The organism is Kitasatospora sp. NPDC029312, from assembly GCF_055569215.1.
Genome location: NZ_JBVHXY010000046.1, coordinates 1 through 21,405 on the forward strand (window position 1 = coordinate 1; position 21,405 = coordinate 21,405).

Below are 21,405 nucleotides of genomic sequence, written 5' to 3' on the forward strand. Positions count from 1 at the left end.
CCCCCCCCCCCCCCCCCCCCCCCCCCCCCCCCCCCCCCCCCCCCCCCCCCCCCCCCCCCCCCCCCCCCCCCCCCCCCCCCCCCCCCCCCCCCGCTTCCGTGTTGCTCAGTGGGCGGCGAGGGCCTCCAGGAGGCGCTCCAGGGAGGTGCCGAGGCCCCAGCGGGTGGAGAGGTGTTCCAAGGTCATGGGGTCGAGGGGCTCGTGGGGGAGGGCCGGGTCGAAGGCCGGGAGTGGGGCGTCGGTGGCGACGCGGACGACGGTGGGGGCGACGTCGAGGTAGGCGGAGCCCTCGACGATGGTGCGGCGGCGGGCCGGGGTGAGCCTGGAGCCGATGTCCAGGGCGGCGGCGCGGATGGCGGCGAGGTCGCCGTACTCGTTGATCAGTTGGGCGGCGGTCTTCTCACCGATGCCCTTGACCCCGGGCAGGCCGTCGGACGGGTCCCCGCGCAGGGCGGCCATGTCGGCGTACTGGGCGCCGCGCACGCCGTACTTCTCCAGCAGCACGGCGTCGGTCGTGACTTGGAGGTTCCCCATGCCCTTGACCGGGTAGAGCACGGTGATCTGCCGGGCGTCGTCCACGAGTTGGAAGAGGTCGCGGTCGCCGGTGACGATCTGCACCGGGCCGTCGGCGCGGGCGGTGAGCGTGCCGATGACGTCGTCCGCCTCGTAGCCGGGGGAGCCGACCCGGGCGATGCCGAGGGCGTCGAGCACCTGCTCGATCACCGGGACCTGCGGGGCCAGCGTGTCGGGCACATCCTCCTCGCCGTCCTCGGCGGCCTCGGCGACCCGGTGGGTCTTGTACGAGGGGACGAGGTCCACCCGCCACTGCGGGCGCCAGTCGGCGTCCATGCAGGCGACCAGTCGGTCGGGGCGGTGGTCGTGGACCAGCCGGGCGATGAAGTCCAGCAGGCCGCGGACGGCGTTGACCGGCTCGCCCTGGGGGGAGCGCAGGGTGTCCGGTACGCCGAAGTAGGCGCGGAAGTAGAGGCTGGCGGAGTCGAGCAGCATCAGTCGCGGTGCGGTCACAGCTCAGATCATGCCGTACCGCGCCGACGGACACCCGGTGGTCAGTGCTCGTGCGGTCCGGCGCGGTGCACCGGGCCGTGGGCGTCGGCGCAGTGCTCGGCGGCGGGATCGCCCGGCGCGGCGATCTGCAGCAGCGCGCCCGCCTCGTCCTCGCCGACGTGGTCGACCTGGAGGGTGCTGTGGGTGATCCCGTACTCGTCGGCCAGCCGGCGCTGGAGCTGGCGCCGGACCGCGTGGCAGTCGCCGCCGGGGGTCACCAGGATGTGCGCGGACAGGGCCGGCTGGTTGGAGGTGATCTCCCAGATGTGCAGGTCGTGGATCTCCTCGACCAGCGGCTCGGCGACCAGCCGGTCGGCCACCGCGTCCGGCTCGATCCCGGCGGGGGCGGCCTCCAGGAAGATCCGGCCGGAGTCGCGGACCAGCCCGATGCCGGCCTTGAGCATCAGCGCGACGACGATCAGCGAGGCGACCGCGTCGGCCCGGGCGATACCGGTGGTCAGCACGACCAGGCCGGCGACGGCGGTGGCGACGAAGGCGTACAGGTCGGTGAGCACGTGCTGGAAGGCGCCCTCGACGTTCAGCGAGCTGCGGTTGGCCTTCGACATGCACCAGGTGGCGGCGAGGTTGACGACGATCCCGACCAGCGCGGTGATCAGCACCAGTGAGCCGGTGACCTCCGGCGGCTCGATCAGCCGGAAAACCGCCTCGTAGCCGAGCCAGGCGGACAGCACCAGCAGCGTGACGCCGTTGGCCTGGGCGGAGAGGATCTCGGCGCGCTTGAGCCCGTAGGTGTAGCCGCCGCGGGCGGGCCGGGCGGCGAGCCGCATCGCGACCAGCGCCAGGACGATGGAGGCGGCGTCGGTGAGCATGTGCGCCGCGTCGGAGATCAGGGCCAGCGACTGGGCGGCGAAGCCGACCGCGACCTCGCCGGCCATGAAGACGAGGATCAGGGCGAGAGCGCTGACCAGCCAGCGGCGGTCGGCGTCGGCGGCGACGCCGTGCGAGTGGCCGCCGTGGCCGGCATGGCCGTGCGCATGACCGTTCCCGTGGCCTTTCCCGTGGTCATGCCCGTGGCTCTGCGAGTGCTGGTGGTCATGCGCATGATCATCTTGCGAATGCTCGTGCCTGGCCATCGACGTCCTCTCCGGGCGCACTGGGTGCGGTGACGGGGCGCGATCGCCCCGCACTCGAAGTGAACCGCAGAATCGACAAAGATCCAAAGGCTGTACTGGTGACCGTTGTCGTTGCCGTTCGGGCGCACCGGGGGCAGCGTCCGCGGCTCGGCCGCGGCGGCGTCCGCAGCCAGGCCGCTCAGCCCACCGCGTCCAGCGCCGCCGCGGTGGCGGCCCGGACGAGCGCCGACATCACCCGCAGGTCGTCCCCCTGCTCCGGGTGCCACTGCACGCCCAGCGTGAAGCCCGGCCCCTCCACCGCCTCCACCGTCCCGTCCGGCGCGAGCGCGCTCACCCGCAGGCCCGACCCCAGCCGGTCCACCGCCTGGTGGTGGAAGGACGGCACCTCCAGTTCGGTCTCCGGCAGCAGCCCGCCCAGCAGCGTCCCCGGCACCGGCCGCACCACGTGCGCGCCGTAGACCCCGGGCGAGCCCCCGTGCACGTCCACCTCGACCACGTCCGGCAGGTGCTGCAGGAGCGTTCCGCCGCAGACCACGTTCAGCACCTGCATCCCCCGGCAGATCCCCAGCACCGGCATCCCCGCCGCCAGCGCTCCCCGCAGCAGCGCGACCTCCCAGACGTCCCGCTCCGGCGAGTCCACCTCCGTCAGCGGGTGCGCCGGTTCGCCGTAGTACGCCGGGTCGATGTCCGGGCCGCCGGCGATGACCAGGGCGTCCAGCCGGGCGAGCACCTCGGGGGCGCGGTCGGGGGCGTCGGGCGGCAGGAGCACGGCGATGCCGCCGGACTTCCGGACGTACGCCGTGTACCGCTCCGGCAGGAGGGCGACCCGGCGGCCCCGCCAGTCGCTCCAACTCGCGTCCACCAGGTAGGTGCTGACACCGATCAAAGGCCTGCGATCCATGGCGCGCATTCTCCCCCCGTACCGTCTGATCCCTCGTCAACCACGCATATCGGCGCGCCACACCTGCCCGCCCTCTTCCGCCCCATGAGGGGCAGGCCGTACGGTTCGCTGTGACCGCTTGAACTCGAAGAGTGATCGAGGAGGAGGGCGCCGTCATGCCCGAGAACGCCGCCGCGGGCTCACCGCCCCGGCCGCCGCTGAGCCTGGACGAGCTGCGCACCCTGGTGGACGCCGGTGAGGTGCACACCGTCGCGCTGTCGTTCACCGACATGCAGGGCCGTCTGCAGGGCAAACGATTCGCCGCCCGGTTCTTCCTCGACGAGGTCGCCGAGAAGGGCGCCGAGGCCTGTGACTACCTGCTGGCCGTGGACGTGGACATGAATACCGTGGACGGCTACGCCTTCTCGTCCTGGGCCACCGGCTACGGCGACTTCGCGATGCGCCCCGACCTCGGCACCCTGCGGCTGACCCCGTGGCAGCCCGGCACCGCGCAGGTCACCGCCGACCTGGCCCGGCACGGCGGCCACCCGGTGGACGCCGCCCCGCGCCAGCTGCTGCGCCGGCAGATCGCCCGGCTCGCCGAGTACGGCCTGGCCGCCGACATCGGCACCGAACTGGAGTTCCTGGTCTTCCGCGACACCTACGAGCAGGCCTGGCTCGGCGGCTACCGCGGCCTGACCCCGGCCAACCTCTACAACGTGGACTACTCGATGCTGGGCACCGCCCGGATCGAGCCGCTGCTCTCCCGGATCCGCAACGAGATGGCCGGTGCCGGACTGACCGTCGAGTCCGCCAAGGGCGAGTGCAACCTCGGCCAGCACGAGATCGCCTTCCGGTACGCCGACGCCCTCACCACCTGCGACCAGCACAGCGTCTACAAGACCGGCGCCAAGGAGATCGCCGCGCAGCAGGGCTGCGCACTCACCTTCATGGCCAAGTACGACGAGCGCGAGGGCAACAGCTGCCACATCCACCTGTCGCTGCGCGATGCGGTGGGCGCCCCCGCCTTCGCCGACCGGGACGGCCGGATGACCGACACCATGCGGCACTTCCTGGCCGGACAGCTCCTCGCCCTGCGGGAGTTCAGCCTGCTCTACGCACCCAACATCAACTCCTACAAGCGCTACCGCCCTGGTTCCTTCGCCCCGACCGCCGTCGCCTGGGGCCGGGACAACCGCACCTGCGCCTACCGGGTGGTCGGCCACGGCCCGGGGCTGCGGATGGAGAACCGGGTGCCCGGCGGTGACGTCAACCCGTACCTCGCCGTGGCCGGGATGATCGCGGCCGGTCTGTACGGCCTGCAGCGCAAGCTCGACCTGCCCGCGCCCTGCCTGGGCAACGCCTACGCCGTGGAGGAGTACGCCCGGGTGCCCGGATCACTGCGCGAGGCGGCCGGGCTGTGGGCGGAGAGCGAACTGGCCCGGGAGGCCTTCGGCGCCGACGTCGTCGAGCACTACCTGAACATGGCCCGGGTCGAGCAGGCCGCCTATGACGGGGCGGTCACCGACTGGGAGCGCTACCGGTCCTTCGAACGGATGTGAGCCGTGACCGCCCCGACTGTGCTGCGCCACTCCACCGAGATCGAGGCCGAGACCGAGAACGTCCACGTCCACAGCGAGGAGTAGCACCCGATGACCGAGAAGTCCGGGAAGGGCGAGGCCGTCTGCCGCCGTCTGGTCGGCCGCACCGCCGTGGTCACCGGCGCGGGCAGCGGGATCGGGCTGGCGGCCGCGCGCCGGCTCGCCTCCGAGGGCGCGAAGGTGGTCTGCGCGGACCTGGACGAGGAGACCGGGCGGGCGGCCGCCGAGGAGGTCGGCGGGCTGTTCGTGCACACCGACGTCACCGACCCGTACATGGTCGAGGCGCTGTTCGACGAGGCGTACGAGACCTGCGGCAGCGTGGACGTCGCCTTCAACAACGCGGGCATCTCGCCGCCGGAGGACGACTCGATCCTGACCACCGGCCTGGACGCCTGGCGCAGGGTCCAGGAGGTCAACCTGACCTCGGTCTACCTGTGCTGCAAGGCCGCGCTGCCGTACATGCGCCGGCACGGGCGGGGCTCGATCATCAACACCGCCAGCTTCGTGGCCCGGATGGGCGCGGCCACCTCGCAGATCTCGTACACCGCCTCCAAGGGCGGGGTGCTGGCGATGTCCCGCGAGCTGGGAGTGCAGTTCGCCCGGGAGGGGATCCGGGTGAACGCGCTCTCGCCCGGGCCGGTGGACACCCCGCTGCTGCGCGAGCTGTTCGCCCGGGACCCGGAGCGGGCCGCCCGCCGGCTGGTGCACATCCCGCTCGGCCGCTTCGCCCGGGCCGAGGAGATCGCCGCCGCGGTGGCCTTCCTGGCCAGCGACGACTCCTCGTTCATCACGGCGAGCGAGTTCCTGGTGGACGGCGGCATCTCCGGGGCGTACGTCACGCCGCTGTAGGGCGGGCGTGCGGCAGGCGCCGGCGCTTCTCACCGTAATCTCATCGAAAACCGGGGGAATTCGCGGCTGCGCTGACTTCGCGTTTATCCGGCTGCCTTTACATTCTCTGGTGTGAGCGAGCAGATTCCAGCCGGGTGGTACCCGGACCCGAAGGACACCACCAGCGACCCGCGACCGCAGCGGTGGTGGGACGGCAGGGGCTGGACGGCCGACACCCGGCCCGCACCCTCGGACGCGCCGCAGCCGGAGGCCCCGGCCGCCGCGGCTCCGGGGCCGGGCGCGACGGAGCAGCCCACGGTGCTGGAGGGCGAGGTCCTGGCGAGCGGCCCGACGGTCCGCTACCCGGAGCCACCGCCCTTCGGCGCCGCCTACGGTGCCGCCGGCGAGCCCGCGAAGGCGCCGCGCAGGGCCTGGCGCAAGCCCTCCAAGCTGGTGGCGGCGACCGCCGTCGCCGCCCTGCTCGGTCTGGGGGCGGGCTCGGGGATCACCTACCTCGCGATGGACGGCCACGGCAAGGACCGCACCCAGCGCAGCGCCCGGCAGCTGCCGGCGCCCGACGGCGGCGGCCCCTTCGGCGGCCTCCCCGGCTTCGGCGGGGGCAGCGGCAACGGCGGGAACGGGAACGGCAGCGGGGGCAACGGGAGCGGCGGCACCGGCGGAGGCAAGTCCCGGCCGGCCGCCGGCAAGGCGCTCGACCTGGTGAACAAGCTCACCCTGCCCGTCCCCTCCGGCTGGCAGGCCGGCCAGACCGACGACGGCTACGCCGCGATCACCGTCGGCTCGTACACCTGCCCGGACGGCACCGACCAGTGCACCCTGGGCGGGGTGACCACCGGCCGGATCGACGGCGGCGGCACCGACGTCCAGGCGGCGGCCAAGGCGGACATCGAGAAGGCCGCCAAGGCGGCGTACGGGGACACCACCGGGCACCAGGAGCTCAAGTCCGAGGCCGTGAAGGTCGACGGGCAGGACGGCTACCTGGTCCGCTGGAAGGTGGACGCGGCCAAGGGCAACAGCGGCTACGTGCAGACCGTGGTGTTCCCGTCCTCCGACGGCAAGGCGCTGGTCTCGGTGCACTTCGGCTTCGACATCGCCGACAAGGCGCCGGACGTCGCCGTGATGGACACCATCGTCAAGGGCATCGCCGACTACAAGGGCAAGCTGCCGACCATCCCGGGCATCCCCGGCCTCCCGGGGATGCCGGGCGGCTCGGGCGGCTCGGGTGGCGCGGGCAGCCCCGACGGTTCGGGGACCGAGACCACCTGAGCCCCGCTCCGCACACCGCAGGCGGCCCACCCCGGAGGAATCCCTCCCGGGTGGGCCGCCGCCGTTCGGCCCGTCCTCCCGACGGGCCGCGGGACCGGGACCGGACGGGGGTGGACCGGCCCGGCCCCGCATCCGGCGTCAGGAGTCGCGTCGAACAGCCTCGACGCGACGGCGCCGGAGCACCATGCCCGCCCAGCCGGCGCCGAGCGCGGCGGCGCCGGCCAGCAGCAGCGGACCGGTGGCCGAGGTGCCGGCCACCGCCGCGGAGCTGGTGGGGAGCGGCCGGCCGGCCGGGGCGTTCGGGTCACCGCCGTGGCCGTGGTGGGCGACCGTGGACCGGGGCGCGTCGGCGGCGATCTGCGCGTCGCTGGGCGCGGCCGGGGCGGCGAGCGATGAGACGGCCGGGGCGCCGGCGGCCTTGGGCGTGCCGAAGTCGACGTCGGAGCAGCTGTAGAACGCCTCCGGGCTGTCGCTGCGCTGCCAGATCATGTAGAGCAGCTGGCGCCCGGTGCGCTGCGGCAGGGTGCCCGAGTAGGTGTAGTAGCCGTTGACGGCGGTGCGGTCGACCTGCACCCGGGCCACCGGGGCCGGGTCGAGGTCCGACCACTTCAGCGGCTTGGTCGGGTCGTAGCCCTGCTTGGTGAGGTAGACGGTCTGGGTGCCGACGTGCGGCGCGGTGGTGCGGAACTGGAAGGTGAAGGCGCCCGCGCTGACCGGGGTGGCCGGCCAGTCGGTGCGCGGCCAGTCCAGCGCCGCGTACTTGTCGCGGTTGGCCGAGCAGAGCTTCCCGTCCGGGATCAGGGCCTGGTGGTTCCCGGCGGCGTTGGCGATGTTGACCTCGTTCCAGTCGTACAGCGGCTGGGTGCCGCTCGCGGCGACGAGGTCCTTGCAGACCTGGGAGACCGGGTGCTCGGGGCCCTCGGCGTAGCAGGCGGCGATCCGGCTGACGGGATTGGTCATCGTGCCGTGGGCGCTGGCGGTTCCGGCGGTGGTCGCGGCCACCGCGAGCACCGCGGCGCCGACGACGCCGACGGACAGGGCACTGTGTGTGATGGACATGGGGTGGGGACTCCTCGGCCGTCGTTCCGGGCGGGTGTGGGGGAGAGCGGGCACGCCTGCCCGTTCGGGGACCGCCCGGCCCGGATCGCGGGCCCCGGCCAGAGCGTAGGATTGGTCTGGACCAGATGGCAATAGGCTTGCGCACCAAGCCTTCTGACGGCCAGTGGGCCGATGAGCAGCGCAAAGGCCCGACGGAGCACCGGGGTTAGGTTTTCCATCGGGCCTGCTTAAGGCTGCGGAAAGACTGCCGAGGGTCAGAGCGGTCCGGGAGCGGTCCGGGAGCGGTCCGGAGCGGGACCGGATCGCGCCGGAGCCCGGTCAGAGGAAGGTCTTCCCCTCGCCCCGGTAGGTCGGCACCGTCCGGACGATCCGGTCCCCCTCGATCAGCTGCAACTCCGCGAAGCGCTCGCACAGTTCGCCCGCTTTGGCGTGGCGGAACCAGACCCGGTCGCCGATCAGCAGGTCGTCCGCGGCGGAGCCGAGCAGCGGCGTCTGCACCTCGCCCGCGCCCTCCATCGGGTCGTAGCGCAGTCCCGGCGGCAGGTACGGCACCGGCGAGCGGTCCGGACCGGCCGCACCGGAGGCCGGGTAGCCGCCGCCGAGCACCGTCACCACCCCGACCCCCGGGCGGCGCACCACCGGCTGGCCGAACAGCGCGGCCGGACGGCCCCGGAACACGCGGTAGTTGTCGAACAGCTGCGGCTGGTACAGCCCCGAGCCGGCCGCCACCTCGGTGACGGCGGGCTCGGCCGCGGTGGACTCCACGCTGCCGGTGCCCCCGCCGTTGACGAACTCCAGCTCGGCGACCTGCCGCAGCCGCCGGACCACCGCCGCACGCCGCTCGGCCAGCTCCGCCCGGGCCCGGCCCTGCATCAGCCGGATCAGCCGGGAGCGCACCGGCCGTCCCGGCACCCGGTCGCCCACCCCGGCGATGTGCCCCTCGTACGCCATCAGCCCGACCACCCGGAAGCCCGGGCGGCGCTGGACGAGTTCGGCAAAGGCGCCCAGGTCCTCCGGGGTGCGCAGCGGTGAGCGCCGGGCGCCCACCCGGACCCGCCCGCCGAGCAGGTGCAGGGCGGTGTCCAGCTCCAGGCAGACCCGCACTTCGGCATCGCCGGAGCGGGCCTTGTCGATCAGGTCCAGCTGGGCCGGATCGTCCAGCACGACGGTGATCCCGCGGGCCAGCTCCGGGTCGGCGGTCAGCTCGGCATAGCCGGCCCGGTCAGCGGAGGGGTAGGCGAGCAGGATGTCGCGGACACCGGTGCGCGCCAGCCAGAGCGACTCGTCGAGGGTGAAGCTCATCACCCCGAGGAAGCCGTCCACCGCCAGCGCCCGTTCCAGCAGGGCGCGGCAGCGCAGTGACTTGCTGGCCACCCGGATCGGCTTCCCGCCGGCCCGGCGCACCAGGTCGGCGGCGTTGGCGTCGAAGGCGGCGAGGTCCACCACGGCCACCGGCCCGTCCAGGTGGGCGGTGGCCCGGTCGTACCGGTGGCGGTCGGAGACCGGCGTGGGGGCGGGAGCGTCGAGCATCACCATGGCCGCAGGGTGCCACAGCGAGCTACCGGTGGGTAGGGGTGCGGGCGCACCGAAACCGCGTGGGCCCGGGTGCGGGAACGAGGCCGGTACCGAGGCCGTGCACGGGAATGGGGACGGCGCCCCGCGGTGGCATAGGGTCGGCCGGGTGGACCGCAAAGACTTCTCCAACCCGGCGTTCGTCGGCAAGAGCATCCCGAATCCCGGCTTCTCCGACGACGACGGCACGGCGGACCCGGCGCTGACCGCGGCCCTCGCCCGCTGGTCGCAGGACCGCGCGGCCGAGCCCGAGGTCCTGGCGGCGCTCACCCCGACCCGGCTGATGGTCCCGATCGTGGCCCTGCTCGGCGAGGTCGAGGTGGACGAGCACGGACACGGGCACGACAAGAGCAGCGACATGGCCGTCCCGGTGCTGGAGGCCCCGGACGGGCGCCGCGCGCTGCCGGCCTTCACCTCGCTGGAGACGCTCACCCGCTGGCGGGCCGACGCCCGCCCGGCGCCGACGGCCGCCCCGCAGGCCGCCATGGTGGCCTTCTCGGAGCGCGCCGACACCCTGCTGGTCGACCCCGCCGGCCCGGTGCCCTTCCTGCTGACCGGTGCCCGGCTGCGGGCGCTCGCGGAGAACCGCCCGTACCTGCCGCCGGTGACGGACCCGGAGGTGCGCGAGGCGGTCCGGACGCTGCTGGCGGCCGAGCCGCAGGTGGTCAGCGGGCTGCTGGCGCCCTCGGAGGACTCGGACGGGGTGCTGGCCGTGGTGTTCGATCCCGCGCTGGACCGGACGGGGCTGCAGGAGGCCGCGCAGCGTGTCGGCCGGGCGGTGGCGGGGGACCCGGTGCTGCGGGTGCGGCTGGACCGCGGGCTGGACCTCGCGGTACTCCCGGCGAGCGCGCAGCTGCCGGGGGAGGCGCTGTACCGGCGGTAGCCGGCGCCAGGAAGGAGACGCACCTGCGGGACCAGCCAACGAAAAGGACCACCTACCGACGTCGGCAGGTGGTCCTCGGGATCCGTCTCAGGAGTAGACCGGCCCGGTGAACTTCTCGCCCGGCCCCGCGCCCGGCGCGTCCGGGACGAGCGAGGCCTCGCGGAAGGCCAGCTGCAGCGAGCGGAGCCCGTCCCGCAGCGGGGCCGCGTGGAAGTTGCTGATCTCGGGGGCGCCGGCGGTGACCAGCCCGGCGAGCGCGGTGATCAGCTTGCGGGCCTCGTCCAGGTCCTTGTCCTTCTCGCCACCCTCGGCGAGGCCGCACTTGACCGCGGCCGCGCTCATCAGGTGGACGGCGACGGTGGTGATCACCTCGACGGCCGGGACCTCGGCGATGTCGCGGGTGAGGTCGTCGAAGCCGATCGCGTCGTCGTCCGCGCCGGGGTGCTGGGTGGGCTCGCTGCTCAAGGGGGGCTCGTTCCTTCGTGCCGAGTGGGGTACAGGTGGAGCGTACAAGGGGCCCGTGACGCGCGGAGAGGGCACTGGGGCGGGGCGGAATAGCGTTCGACCTCCCGGCGCTGTATGCTTCGAGACTGACCGGCCGGGATCCCGCATGGGCCCCCGGCCAGCAAGTGGAGGCTCCACTGCGAGGAGGCCCGAGAGGGCAACCGCGAAAGTCTCCCACCTGATCGGCCTCGCGGTCGACGGGTCCGGTCCGCGACGGGCGCCACGGCGCCGAGTCGCCCGCAGCGCCCCTCACCGGGCGCGGCCCCCGGTTGTGTGGAGCCCCGCTTGTACCGAGCGGGGCTTTTTTCGTGTCGCGGTGCAGGTGCCGGCAGGTGCCGGGCAGCGCAGCTCGAATGAAGCCCCGCCCAGTGGTCGAGTCCACTACGTGCGACCGCCGTCCGACGGCCGCATCGCAGAAGGTGCAACCGAGGAGGCCCCATCAGCACCGAGCCCCGCATCAACGACCGGATCCGCGTTCCGGAGGTGCGACTCGTCGGTCCCAGCGGCGAGCAGGTCGGCATCGTGCCGCTTGCCAAGGCGCTGGAGCTTGCGCAGGAGTACGACCTCGACCTGGTCGAGGTCGCGGCGACCGCCCGGCCGCCGGTGTGCAAGCTCATGGACTACGGCAAGTTCAAGTACGAGTCGGCCATGAAGGCTCGTGAGGCGCGCAAGAACCAGGCGCACACGGTCATCAAGGAGATGAAGCTCCGGCCGAAGATCGACCCGCACGACTATGACACCAAGAAGGGTCACGTCGTCCGGTTCCTCAAGCAGGGCGACAAGGTCAAGATCACGATCATGTTCCGCGGTCGTGAGCAGTCCCGCCCCGAGCTGGGCTTCCGTCTGCTGCAGCGGCTCGCCGACGACGTCCAGGACCTGGGCTTCGTCGAGTCGTCGCCGAAGCAGGACGGCCGAAACATGATCATGGTTCTTGGCCCGCACAAGAAGAAGACCGAGGCGATGGCCGAGGCCCGCGCCCTCGCGGACGCCCGCAAGGCCGAGCGGCAGGGCCGGACCCCCGGTTCCGACGCCGCCGCCGCGGACGAGGACGAGGACGCCGTGACCGACGTTCAGGACGTCCCGGCCGAGGCCGAGGCCCCCGAGGCCGAGGCTCCGGCCGAGCAGCCGGCCGCATCCCAGGGCGCCTGAGCCACCAGGCTCACGGCAGCCCGGGGTTCGGCCCCCGAGTGACAGGGCGTCCCGCCCGGTCACGAAGATCCATCCAGTTCGCGCCCGCGCGGCTCAGGTCGCGCGGGTGTGGACGGGACCGACGAGGAGATACGGCGAAATGCCGAAGCAGAAGACGCACAGTGGCGCCAGCAAGCGCTTCAAGATCAGTGGCTCTGGCAAGGTGCTGCGCGAGCGCGCCGGCCGCCGCCACCTCCTGGAGCACAAGCCCTCGACGCTGACCCGCAAGCTGGCCGGGACGATCGAGATGGCCCCCGCTGACGCCAAGAAGATCAAGAAGCTTCTCGGCAAGTGATCGCCCTCCCGCCCGGCGCGAGCCGGTGCGGGCAGCTGATCCTTCCCGACCCATTCGAATGACGGACCACGTGAAGTAGTCCGTGGTCCAACCCAAGGAGTAATCAAGTGGCACGCGTCAAGCGGGCAGTCAACGCCCACAAGAAGCGCCGGGTCATCCTGGAGCGCGCCAGCGGCTACCGTGGCCAGCGCTCGCGCCTGTACCGCAAGGCCAAGGAGCAGGTCACCCACTCGCTGGTCTACAACTTCAACGACCGCAAGAAGCGCAAGGGCGACTTCCGTCAGCTGTGGATCCAGCGCATCAACGCTGCGGCCCGTGCCAACGGCATCACCTACAACCGCTTCGTGCAGGGCCTGAAGGCCGCCAGCGTCGAGATCGACCGCAAGATGCTGGCCGACCTGGCCGTCAACGACCCGGGTGCGTTCGCCTCCCTGGTCGAGGTCGCCCAGAAGGCGCTGCCGGCCGACGTGAACGCCCCGAAGGCCGCCGCGGACGCCGCCTGATCTTCCGAGATCGGTTGAGCTCTGACCGGACCCGCAGGCTCCCCTGCGGGTCCGGTTCTGCGTTTCCCGCCTGCGGCGCCGCCCCCCGGACCCCCGGCCCGCAGCGCCACCCCGCCACAGAGAACGAGACCATGCCGAGCACCGACACCCCCCTGCTCACCTCCCTGCGCTCGCCGCGCGTCGTCGCCGCCCGTCGGCTGGCCAAGCGAAACCAGCGCACCAAGGAGCGCCGCTTCCTGGCCGAGGGCCCGCAGGCCGTGCGGGAGGCCGTCGCCTTCGGCAAGCTGCCCGGGACGGCCGAGCACGCAGTGGTCGAGGTGTACGTGGGCCTGGAGGCCGCCGAGCGGCACGCCGACATCGTCGACGCCGCGCTCGCCGAGGGACTGCCGGTGCTGACCGCCACCGACGAGGTGATCGCCGGGATCTGCGACACGGTGACCCCGCAGGGCATCGTGGCGCTCTGCCGCTTCATCGACACCCCGTTCGCCGAGGTGCTCCGGGCCCGGCCCAAGCTGGTGGCGATCCTCGCCCACGTGCGCGACCCCGGGAACGCCGGCACGGTGCTGCGCACCGCCGACGCGGCCGGCGCGGACGCCGTGGTGCTCACCGACGCCTCGGTGGACCTCTACAACCCCAAGGCCGTCCGGGCCTCCGTCGGTAGCCTGTTCCACCTGCCGGTGGCGGTCGGCGTGCCGGTCGAGGAGGCGGTCGGGAAGCTGCGCGAGGCCGGGATCCGGGTGCTCGCCGCGGACGGCGCGGGAGAGCGCGACCTGGACCAGGAGCTCGACGAGGGCACCTTGGGCGCCCCCGGCGCGTGGGTGTTCGGCAACGAGGCGTGGGGGCTCCCGGAGGAGACCCGTGCGCTCACCGACGAGGTCGTGCGCGTCCCGATCCACGGGCACGCCGAGAGCCTCAACCTGGCCACCGCGGCCGCCGTCTGCCTGTACGCCTCGGCCCGGGCGCAGCGCTCGCCCGGCGGCTGCCGCTCGAACGGCTGACCCACGCCCCGGGGCGCGCCGGGATCACCATGCTGCAAGCCCTACTGCGTGGGCCTGCGAGGCGCTATGGTCTGCCTCGGTGGGGGGAACGGCACGGTGGGTAATCGGGGAGGCAACCCATGGTCGGCAGCGGGCCCGAGCTCGACCCGGACGACCTGCCGGACGGCCTGGTGGTCGTCGACGCGCTGGGCCGGGTGGTCCGCTTCAACCGGGCCGCGGCCCGGCTCACCGGCGTGCTCCCGGAGGCCGCGCTCGGCAGCGCCCTGGAGGACGTCCTGCCGCTGGAGGACCTGGACGGCCGCCGCTGGTGGCAACTGACCGACCCGTACGGCGGCCTGGCCATCCGCACCGGCCAGCCCGAGCGCAACCTGCTGCTGCCCGGCGGCCGCGAGGTGCTGGTCTCCGCCCGGTACGTCCGCACCGAGCCCTGCGGGCCGCTGGAGCGCCTGGTGATCGCCCTGCGCGGCACCGAGGCCCGGCGCCGGACCGAGCGCAGCCACGCCGAGCTGATCGCCACCGTCGCGCACGAGCTGCGCTCGCCGCTGACCAGCGTCAAGGGCTTCACCGCCACCCTGCTGGCCAAGTGGGAGCGGTTCACCGACGGGCAGAAGCGGCTGATGCTGGAGACCGTGGACGCCGACGCCGACCGGGTCACCCGGCTGATCGCCGAGCTGCTGGACATCTCCCGGATCGACTCCGGGCGGCTGGAGCTGCGCAAGCAGGTGGTGGACCTGGCGGCGGCGGTGCGCCGGCACGTGGAGCGGAAGGTCGCCACCGGCATTCCGGAGGAGCGGTTCGACGTCCGGATCAGCGAGCCGCTGACCGTACTGTGGGCCGACCCGGACAAGGTGGACCAGGTGCTGGCCAACCTGCTGGAAAACGCGGTGCGCCACGGCGAGGGAACTGTCACGATCGAGGTGGCACCGGCCAAGGAGGTCGTCGAGGCGCCCGTCTGGGAGCGCTCCGGCACCCCGCCCCGCATCGTGGAAGGCACAGCGGTCACCGTGAGCGACGAAGGAAGCGGCATCCCCGAGGAGTCCATGCCGCGCGTCTTCACCCGCTTCTGGCGGGGCTCCAAGCGTGGCGGCACCGGCCTCGGCCTCTACATCGTCAAGGGCATCGTGGAGGCCCACGGCGGCTCGATCCGGGTCGACCGCGCGCCCGGCGGCGGGGCCCGGTTCCGATTCATCCTGCCCGCCGGGGTGCCCGACTTCATGCTCTGACGGAGCACGAGCCGGCCCCGGACGGGCTTGACGGCAGCCGCGCTACGCGCTGCGACTACACTCGACCTTTGGCGTTGCGCAACGCCCTGTGCGGCCGTGCCGCGGACACCCCTCCCCGTTAGCCCGGAGATCGGCTGTGCCCGCGCCCCGGCCCCGCCGGGCGTGACGCGAAGGCGAGCCCACACACCTGAGCACGGACGAGCAGGAGCACGGGAAAGATAGAGATGTCGGCACCCAACAAGTCGTACGACCCGGTCGAGGTCGAGGCCCTCAAGCCCGAGGTGGTGGAGCAGGCGCGGGACGAGGCGATCGCCGCCTTCGCCGCCGCCGGCACCCTGGACGAGCTGAAGCAGGCCAAGGTCGCCCACACCGGCGACCGTTCCGCGCTCTCGCTCGCCAACCGCGAGATCGGCGCCCTTCCGCCGCACGCCAAGGCCGCCGCCGGCAAGCTGATCGGCCAGGCCCGCGGCGCCGTCAACCAGGCGCTCGCCAAGCGGCAGGCCGAGCTGGAGGCGGAGCGGGACGCCCGCGTGCTGGTCGAGGAGGCGGTGGACGTCACGCTGCCGTACGACCGCGCGCCGCGCGGTGCCCGGCACCCGCTGACCACGCTGGCCGAGCGCATCGAGGACACCTTCGTCGCGATGGGCTACGAGGTCGCGGAGGGCCCCGAGGTCGAGGCCGAGTGGCTCAACTTCGACGCCCTCAACCTGGGCCCGGACCACCCGGCCCGCTCGATGCAGGACACCTTCTTCGTCCAGGCCCCGGACGGCTCCGCGGACTCCGGCGTCGTGCTGCGCACCCAGACCTCCCCGGTCCAGGCCCGCACCATGCTCGACCGCGAGCCCCCCGTCTACGTGGTCTGCCCCGGCCGCGTCTACCGGACCGACGAGCTGGACGCCACCCACACCCCGGTGTTCCGCCAGGTCGAGGGCCTCGCCGTCGACGAGGGCATCACCTTCGCCGACCTCAAGGGCACCATCGAGGTGCTGGTCGAGAAGCTGATCGGCGGCGGCCTGGAGCTGCGCTGGCGCCCCTCGTACTTCCCGTTCACCGAGCCGAGCGCCGAGATCGACCTGCAGTGCTTCGTGTGCCGCGGCGAGAGCGTCGGCAACCCGGACCGTCCGTGCCGCACCTGCTCCTCCGAGGGCTGGATCGAGCTCGGCGGCTGCGGCGTGGTCAACCCGCGGGTGCTCGTCGCCTGCGGCGTGGACCCGAACCGCTACAGCGGGTTCGCCTTCGGCCTGGGCCTGGAGCGGATCCTGATGAATCGTCACAACGTCGCCGACATGCGCGACATGGTCGAGGGTGACGTGCGCTTCACCCTCCCGTTCGGGATGGAGATCTGATGCGCGTCCCGCTTTCCTGGCTGCGCGAGTACGTCGATCTGCCGGCCGGCGAGACCGGCCGTGACGTGGCCGAGCGCCTGGTCCGGGCCGGCCTGGAGGTCGAGACCGTCGAGCAGGTCGGCGCCGACCTCAAGGGCCCGCTGGTGGTCGGCGAGGTGCTCTCCATCGAGGAGCTGTCCGGTTTCAAGAAGCCGATCCGGCACTGCTTCGTCAACGTCGGCGACGCCAACGGCACCGGTGAGCCGCAGGAGATCGTCTGCGGCGCGACCAACTTCGCCGTCGGCGACAAGGTCGTGGTCGTGCTCCCGGGCGCGGTGCTGCCCGGCCCGTTCCCGATCGCGGCCCGCAAGACCTACGGCCACACCTCGGCCGGCATGATCTGCTCCGCCCGCGAGCTGGGCATGGGCGACGACCACAACGGCATCATCGTGCTCCCGCCCGAGTACGAGCCCGGCACCGACGCCGTCGAGCTGCTCCAACTGGTCGACGAGGTGCTCGACATCGCCGTCACCCCGGACCGCGGCTACTGCCTGTCCATGCGCGGCGTGGCCCGCGAGGCCGCCGCCGCGTACGGGCTGCCGCTGGCCGACCCGGCGCTGCTCGACGTGCCGCCGGCCAACTCCTTCGGCTACCTGGTCAAGGTCAACGACCCGGCCGGCTGCGACCGCTTCGTGGCCCGCACCGTCGTCGGCGTCGACCCGAACGCGAAGTCCCCGATCTGGCTGCAGCGCCGCCTCCAGAAGGCGGGCATCCGCCCGATCTCGCTGACCGTCGACATCACCAACTACGTGATGCTGGAGGTCGGCCAGCCGCTGCACGCCTACGACAAGCAGCGCGTGGACGGCCCGATCACGGTCCGCCGGGCGGAGCAGGGCGAGACCCTCACCACCCTGGACGGCGTGGAGCGCAAGCTCGCCGCCGAGGACCTGCTGATCTGCGACAACAGCGGCCCGATCGGCCTGGCCGGCGTCATGGGCGGCGCCTCCACCGAGATCCTCGACCCGGCCGCCGGCCCGGGCACCACCGAGGTGATCATCGAGGCGGCGCACTTCGACCCGGTGTCCATCGCCCGCACCGCCAAGCGGCACAAGCTGCCCTCCGAGGCGTCCAAGCGCTTCGAGCGCGGCGTCGACCCGGAGGCGGCCCGCGCCGCCGCGCAGCGCGCCGTCGACCTGCTGGTGCTGATCGCCGGCGGCACCGCCGAGGCCGGGGTCACCGACATCGCCGCCCCGCACCCGGTGCGCACCATCACCATCGCCGCCGACCTGCCCGACCGGGTCGCCGGAACCGAGTACGGCCGCGAGACCGTCACCCGGCGCCTGCAGGAGATCGGCTGCTCCGTCTCGGGCGCCGACGTCCTGGAGGTCACCCCGCCGACCTGGCGGCCCGACCTCACCGACCCGTACGACCTCGCCGAGGAGGTCATCCGGCTGGAGGGCTACGACAACGTCCCCGCCCGGATGCCCAATGTGCCGCCGGGCAAGGGCCTGACCGAGGCGCAGCGCGTCCACCGCCGGATCGGCGTCGCGCTGGCCGGGGCGGGCTACGTCGAGGTCAACAACTACCCGTTCCTCGGCGAGGCCGCCTTCGAGGCGCTCGGTCTGGAGGCGGACGACCGGCGCCGCCGCACGGTGAAGCTGGTCAACCCGCTCAACGACGAGGAGCCGGCGCTGCGCACCACGCTGCTGCCCGGCCTCCTCGGCGCGCTGCGGCGCAACGTCGGCCGGGGCAACACCGACCTGGCGATCTTCGAGACCGGCACCGTCTTCCGGCCCAAGGACGAGCTGACCGTGGCCCCGCGCCCGGCCGTCGACCGCCGGCCCAGTGACGAGGAGCTGGCCGCGCTGGACGCCGCGCTGCCGGACCAGCCGCGCCGGGTCGCCGTCGCCCTCGCGGGCGAGCGGCTGCCCTCCGGCTGGTGGGGCACCGGCGCCCAGGCCTCCTGGGCGGACGCGGTCGAGGCCGCCCGTACGGTGGCCCGCGCGGCCGGCGTGGAGCTGACCGTCCGCCAGGACCAGCACGCGCCCTGGCACCCGGGTCGCTGCGCGGCCCTGGTGGTGGCCGGCACCGACCGGCTGGTCGGGCACGCGGGCGAGCTGCACCCGCGGGTGGTCAAGGCACTCGGGCTGCCGGCCCGCACCGCGGCCATGGAGCTCGACATCGACCTGCTGACCGCCGACGGTGCCCGGAAGGTCGACGGCCCGGTGGTCTCCGGCTTCCCGGTGGCCACCCAGGACGTCGCGCTGATCGTCGACGCCGCTGTCCCGGCCGCCGAGGTGGAGGCCGCGCTGCGCACGGGCGCGGGCGAACTGCTGGAGGCCATCCGGCTGTTCGACGTGTTCACCGGCGAGCAGGTCGGCGAGGGCAAGAAGTCGCTGGCCTACGCGCTGCGCTTCCGCGCCGCCGACCGCACCCTGACCGCCGACGAGGCCACCGCCGCCCGCGAGGCCGCTGTCGCCGAGGCCGTCAGCCGCACCGGCGCCGTGCTCCGCGGCGCCTGACACCGGCACCCCGCAGGGCCCGAGGGGCCCCGCCCGGACCACCGAGTCCGGGCGGGGCCCCTCGCGTTCGCCCGGGGCGGGGCCCCCGGGGTCGCCCCTGCGCGGCCGGCGCGCTTCCTCGGGTTGACGAACCGTCATGGCCTCACTCGTCGATTGACCCGCGGTCTGACCTGGGCCGTTCACATCTCCTTGAAGTGAATGGGTCAAAGGCCTTGCGAGGCACGGCCGGAGGGCGTTTCCTTCTCGTTAGGAAGGTTTCCTAACCCACCGAGGAAACGGAGCACTCATGCGTCCGCAGCCCCGTCGTGCCCTCCGCATCGCCATCGCCGCCGCCCTGGTGGCCGCACCCGTGACCGTCGCGGCCACCTCGGCCGCCCAGGCCGCGCCCGCCGCCGCGACGTCCGTCCGGCTCAGCGGCGTCGGCCTGGACGACCCGCACAAGAAGGACATCGCCATGCAGCTGGTGTCCAGCGCGGAGAACTCGTCGCTGGACTGGAAGGCCCAGTACAAGTACATCGAGGACATCGGCGACGGCCGCGGCTACACCGCCGGCATCATCGGCTTCTGTTCCGGGACCGGCGACATGCTGGAGCTGGTGCAGCACTACGCCGACATCGAGCCCGGCAACATCCTCGCCAAGTACCTGCCCGCGCTGAAGAAGGTCAACGGCAGCGCCTCGCACTCCGGCCTCGGCAGCCCGTTCGTCAAGGACTGGGCCACCGCCGCCAAGGACCCGGCCTTCCAGCAGGCCCAGAACGACGAGCGCGACCGGGTGTACTTCAACCCCGCCGTCAAGCAGGCCGAGGCCGACGGCCTGCGCGCGCTCGGCCAGTTCATCTACTACGACGCCATCGTGATGCACGGCCCCGGCACCGACTCCGACAGCTTCGGCGGCATCCGCGCGGCCGCCATGAAGAAGGCCAAGACGCCCGCCCAGGGCGGCGACGAGGCCACCTACCTCAAGGCCTTCCTGGACGCCCGCAAGGTGGTCATGAAGAAGGAGGAGGCGCACTCGGACACCAGCCGGGTCGACACCGAGCAGTCGGTGTTCCTCAACGCCAGGAACTTCGACCTCAACCCGCCGCTGAAGTGGAAGGTCTACGGCGACAGCTACAGCATCAACAGCTGAGCCCCGGCCGGCACGGCGGCGGGAGCCGATCCCCCCCCGTGACGTCTCCCGCCGCCCCGGCGCTCCGCCCCCCCACGAAAGTCCAAAGGGGATGTGAACGTCCTGTTCATCCCGTAACGAATCGAGCAGGCCGATAACGAAGGGTTCCTCCCTCGTTGACGCCTTCCCCCGGTGGCGCTTGACTCCCTCCCCTGCCGCAGTGTTGCGGCGCAGTACAGGAGGCACCACCGATCATGATCAGACCCATGCGTCTCGCGGCCGCAGGCACGGCCACCGTGTCGCTCGCGCTCACCCTCACGGCCTGCGGTCAGACCGCGGCGCCCCAGGAGCCGGCGGCCGGCGGAGGCGACGAGGGCATCGGTCTGCTCCTGCCGGAGAGCGCGTCCTCCACCCGCTACGACGCGTTCGACAAGCCGCTGATCGAGCAGACGGTGACCAGCCTCTGCACCAAGTGCACGCTCAGCTACGCCAACGCGGGCGGCGACGCGGCCGTCCAGAAGAAGCAGTTCGACGACCTGCTCGCCAAGGGCGTGAAGGTCATCCTGCTCGACCCGGTCGACGCCAAGCTCACCGCCCCCTGGGTCGACGCCGCCAACGCCAAGGGCGTGAAGGTCGTCGCGTACGACCGGCTGGCCCAGGGCAAGGTCGCCGCCTACGTCTCCTTCGACAACCAGCGCACCGGCCAGCTCCAGGGCCAGTCCCTGCTCGACGCGCTGGGCGCGAAGGCCTCCTCGGCCAACGTCGTGATGATCGACGGCGCCGAGTCCGACCCCAACGCGGCGCAGTTCAAGGCGGGCGCGCACCAGGCGCTGGACGGCAAGGTCAAGAAGATCGCCTACGAGCAGTCCGGCGAGTGGAAGCCGGAGGTGGCCACCGCGAAGATGAACGAGGCCATCCAGAGCCTCGGGAAGGACGGCATCCAGGCCGTCTACGCCGCGAACGACGGCATGGCCGCCGCCGTCATCGACGCCCTGAAGGCCGCGGGCATCAAGAACGTGCCGGTGGGCGGCCAGGACGCCTCCATCGACGCCGTCCGCCGGGTGCTCACCGGCGAGCAGGCGTACACCGTCTACAAGCCGTACAAGCCCGAGACGGACGCGGCGGGCAGCATCGCCGTCCAACTGGCCGAGGGCCTGGACATCAGCACCACCGCGACCTCCGTCACCGACAGCGGAGCGCTGCACATCCCCTCGCTGCTGCTCACCCCGATCGTGGTGACCAAGTCGAAGGTGGCGGCCACGGTCGTCGGCGGCGGGCTCTACAAGGTGTCCGACATCTGCACCCAGCCGTACGCGCAGGCGTGCGCGGAGGCCGGGGTCAAGTAGGCCGGGAGCAAGTACGCACGGGGCACGTACGCAAGGGGCGGGGGGGGGGGGGGGGGGGGGGGGGGGGGGGGGGGGGGGGGGGGGGGGGGGGGGGGGGGGGGGGGGGGGGGGGGGGGGGGGGGGG

Annotated in this window: 19 protein-coding genes; 13 read left to right on the forward strand and 6 right to left on the reverse strand. The window is 73.1% G+C overall.

Going from position 1 to position 21,405, the window contains the following annotated elements; genetic code table 11:
* Positions 1–105 precede the first annotated feature (105 nt).
* From ACZ4WV_RS29095 to ACZ4WV_RS29105, 3 genes are all read right to left on the reverse strand, one after another.
* Positions 106–1,008 (reverse strand): 5'-3' exonuclease, encoded by a 903-nt coding sequence (locus ACZ4WV_RS29095; protein WP_465751652.1) that lies wholly within the window; start codon positions 1,006–1,008, stop codon positions 106–108.
* A gap of 59 nt (positions 1,009–1,067) precedes the next feature.
* A complete protein-coding gene (locus ACZ4WV_RS29100; RefSeq protein ID WP_465751607.1) occupies positions 1,068–2,159 on the reverse strand; it encodes a cation diffusion facilitator family transporter in 1,092 nt (363 codons plus the stop codon).
* Between the two features lie 178 nt (positions 2,160–2,337).
* Positions 2,338–3,060 carry a gamma-glutamyl-gamma-aminobutyrate hydrolase family protein gene (locus ACZ4WV_RS29105; protein WP_465751608.1) on the reverse strand — a complete coding sequence of 241 codons (723 nt, stop codon included), beginning with the start codon at positions 3,058–3,060 and terminating at the stop codon, positions 2,338–2,340.
* 155 nt (positions 3,061–3,215) lie between these two features.
* Between ACZ4WV_RS29105 and ACZ4WV_RS29110 the strand changes: the two genes are divergently transcribed.
* The 3 genes from ACZ4WV_RS29110 to ACZ4WV_RS29120 all read left to right on the forward strand — a co-directional run bounded on the left by ACZ4WV_RS29110 (position 3,216) and on the right by ACZ4WV_RS29120 (position 6,755).
* Positions 3,216–4,601 carry a glutamine synthetase family protein gene (locus ACZ4WV_RS29110; RefSeq protein ID WP_465751609.1) on the forward strand — a complete coding sequence of 462 codons (1,386 nt, stop codon included), beginning with the start codon at positions 3,216–3,218 and terminating at the stop codon, positions 4,599–4,601.
* A 90-nt stretch (positions 4,602–4,691) separates the two neighbouring features.
* Positions 4,692–5,489 carry a 3-oxoacyl-ACP reductase gene (locus ACZ4WV_RS29115; protein WP_465751610.1) on the forward strand — a complete coding sequence of 266 codons (798 nt, stop codon included), beginning with the start codon at positions 4,692–4,694 and terminating at the stop codon, positions 5,487–5,489.
* Between the two features lie 111 nt (positions 5,490–5,600).
* Complete coding sequence (locus tag ACZ4WV_RS29120) at positions 5,601–6,755, forward strand: DUF2510 domain-containing protein (RefSeq protein ID WP_465751611.1); 1,155 nt, start codon at positions 5,601–5,603, stop codon at positions 6,753–6,755.
* A gap of 138 nt (positions 6,756–6,893) precedes the next feature.
* Here the strand turns inward: ACZ4WV_RS29120 and ACZ4WV_RS29125 are convergent, their stop codons facing one another.
* Positions 6,894–7,814: a lytic polysaccharide monooxygenase auxiliary activity family 9 protein gene (locus ACZ4WV_RS29125; protein ID WP_465751612.1), complete on the reverse strand. Its 921-nt coding sequence runs from the start codon at positions 7,812–7,814 to the stop codon at positions 6,894–6,896.
* A 318-nt stretch (positions 7,815–8,132) separates the two neighbouring features.
* Positions 8,133–9,350, reverse strand: a complete 1,218-nt coding sequence (locus tag ACZ4WV_RS29130; RefSeq protein ID WP_465751613.1) for an amino acid deaminase/aldolase — start codon at positions 9,348–9,350, stop codon at positions 8,133–8,135.
* 145 nt (positions 9,351–9,495) lie between these two features.
* On the opposite strand from ACZ4WV_RS29130, the gene ACZ4WV_RS29135 reads away from it, so the two are divergent.
* The gene (locus ACZ4WV_RS29135; RefSeq protein WP_465751614.1) at positions 9,496–10,269 is read left to right on the forward strand and encodes an SseB family protein; all 774 of its coding nucleotides are present in this window, start codon (positions 9,496–9,498) and stop codon (positions 10,267–10,269) included.
* Between the two features lie 87 nt (positions 10,270–10,356).
* Here ACZ4WV_RS29135 and ACZ4WV_RS29140 read toward each other — a convergent pair whose 3' ends face one another.
* The gene (locus ACZ4WV_RS29140; protein WP_350744453.1) at positions 10,357–10,734 is read right to left on the reverse strand and encodes a DUF1844 domain-containing protein; all 378 of its coding nucleotides are present in this window, start codon (positions 10,732–10,734) and stop codon (positions 10,357–10,359) included.
* A 477-nt stretch (positions 10,735–11,211) separates the two neighbouring features.
* On the opposite strand from ACZ4WV_RS29140, the gene infC reads away from it, so the two are divergent.
* The 9 genes from infC to ACZ4WV_RS29185 all read left to right on the forward strand — a co-directional run bounded on the left by infC (position 11,212) and on the right by ACZ4WV_RS29185 (position 21,281).
* The gene (gene infC / locus ACZ4WV_RS29145; RefSeq protein WP_465751653.1) at positions 11,212–11,922 is read left to right on the forward strand and encodes a translation initiation factor IF-3; all 711 of its coding nucleotides are present in this window, start codon (positions 11,212–11,214) and stop codon (positions 11,920–11,922) included.
* A 139-nt stretch (positions 11,923–12,061) separates the two neighbouring features.
* Positions 12,062–12,256 (forward strand): 50S ribosomal protein L35, encoded by a 195-nt coding sequence (gene rpmI / locus ACZ4WV_RS29150; protein WP_153460093.1) that lies wholly within the window; start codon positions 12,062–12,064, stop codon positions 12,254–12,256.
* 107 nt (positions 12,257–12,363) lie between these two features.
* A complete protein-coding gene (gene rplT / locus ACZ4WV_RS29155; protein WP_030055649.1) occupies positions 12,364–12,759 on the forward strand; it encodes a 50S ribosomal protein L20 in 396 nt (131 codons plus the stop codon).
* A 131-nt stretch (positions 12,760–12,890) separates the two neighbouring features.
* Entirely contained in the window at positions 12,891–13,757 is an 867-nt protein-coding gene (locus ACZ4WV_RS29160) for a TrmH family RNA methyltransferase (RefSeq protein ID WP_465751615.1), read from the forward strand.
* A gap of 119 nt (positions 13,758–13,876) precedes the next feature.
* Positions 13,877–14,980: a sensor histidine kinase gene (locus tag ACZ4WV_RS29165; RefSeq protein ID WP_465751616.1), complete on the forward strand. Its 1,104-nt coding sequence runs from the start codon at positions 13,877–13,879 to the stop codon at positions 14,978–14,980.
* Positions 14,981–15,204: 224 nt separating this feature from the next.
* Complete coding sequence (gene pheS / locus ACZ4WV_RS29170) at positions 15,205–16,326, forward strand: phenylalanine--tRNA ligase subunit alpha (protein ID WP_465751617.1); 1,122 nt, start codon at positions 15,205–15,207, stop codon at positions 16,324–16,326.
* Positions 16,326–18,827: a phenylalanine--tRNA ligase subunit beta gene (gene pheT, locus ACZ4WV_RS29175; protein WP_465751618.1), complete on the forward strand. Its 2,502-nt coding sequence runs from the start codon at positions 16,326–16,328 to the stop codon at positions 18,825–18,827. Before pheS ends, pheT begins: the two co-directional genes overlap by 1 nt.
* Positions 18,828–19,113: 286 nt before the next feature.
* The gene (locus tag ACZ4WV_RS29180; RefSeq protein WP_465751619.1) at positions 19,114–19,956 is read left to right on the forward strand and encodes a chitosanase; all 843 of its coding nucleotides are present in this window, start codon (positions 19,114–19,116) and stop codon (positions 19,954–19,956) included.
* A gap of 233 nt (positions 19,957–20,189) precedes the next feature.
* Positions 20,190–21,281, forward strand: a complete 1,092-nt coding sequence (locus tag ACZ4WV_RS29185) for a sugar ABC transporter substrate-binding protein (RefSeq protein ID WP_465751620.1) — start codon at positions 20,190–20,192, stop codon at positions 21,279–21,281.
* The last annotated feature ends 124 nt before the right edge of the window (positions 21,282–21,405 follow it).

Coding starts and splice junctions, on each gene's coding strand:
- rpmI (WP_153460093.1), top strand. CDS start 12,062: ATGCCGAAGCAGAAGACGCACAGTGGCGCCAGCAAGCGCTTCAAGATC.
- ACZ4WV_RS29110 (WP_465751609.1), top strand. CDS start 3,216: ATGCCCGAGAACGCCGCCGCGGGCTCACCGCCCCGGCCGCCGCTGAGC.
- ACZ4WV_RS29130 (WP_465751613.1), bottom strand. CDS start 9,350: ATGGTGATGCTCGACGCTCCCGCCCCCACGCCGGTCTCCGACCGCCAC.
- ACZ4WV_RS29165 (WP_465751616.1), top strand. CDS start 13,877: ATGGTCGGCAGCGGGCCCGAGCTCGACCCGGACGACCTGCCGGACGGC.
- ACZ4WV_RS29185 (WP_465751620.1), top strand. CDS start 20,190: ATGATCAGACCCATGCGTCTCGCGGCCGCAGGCACGGCCACCGTGTCG.
- ACZ4WV_RS29105 (WP_465751608.1), bottom strand. CDS start 3,060: ATGGATCGCAGGCCTTTGATCGGTGTCAGCACCTACCTGGTGGACGCG.
- pheS (WP_465751617.1), top strand. CDS start 15,205: ATGTCGGCACCCAACAAGTCGTACGACCCGGTCGAGGTCGAGGCCCTC.
- ACZ4WV_RS29095 (WP_465751652.1), bottom strand. CDS start 1,008: ATGCTGCTCGACTCCGCCAGCCTCTACTTCCGCGCCTACTTCGGCGTA.
- pheT (WP_465751618.1), top strand. CDS start 16,326: ATGCGCGTCCCGCTTTCCTGGCTGCGCGAGTACGTCGATCTGCCGGCC.
- ACZ4WV_RS29125 (WP_465751612.1), bottom strand. CDS start 7,814: ATGTCCATCACACACAGTGCCCTGTCCGTCGGCGTCGTCGGCGCCGCG.
- ACZ4WV_RS29180 (WP_465751619.1), top strand. CDS start 19,114: ATGCGTCCGCAGCCCCGTCGTGCCCTCCGCATCGCCATCGCCGCCGCC.
- ACZ4WV_RS29160 (WP_465751615.1), top strand. CDS start 12,891: ATGCCGAGCACCGACACCCCCCTGCTCACCTCCCTGCGCTCGCCGCGC.
- ACZ4WV_RS29115 (WP_465751610.1), top strand. CDS start 4,692: ATGACCGAGAAGTCCGGGAAGGGCGAGGCCGTCTGCCGCCGTCTGGTC.
- ACZ4WV_RS29100 (WP_465751607.1), bottom strand. CDS start 2,159: ATGGCCAGGCACGAGCATTCGCAAGATGATCATGCGCATGACCACCAG.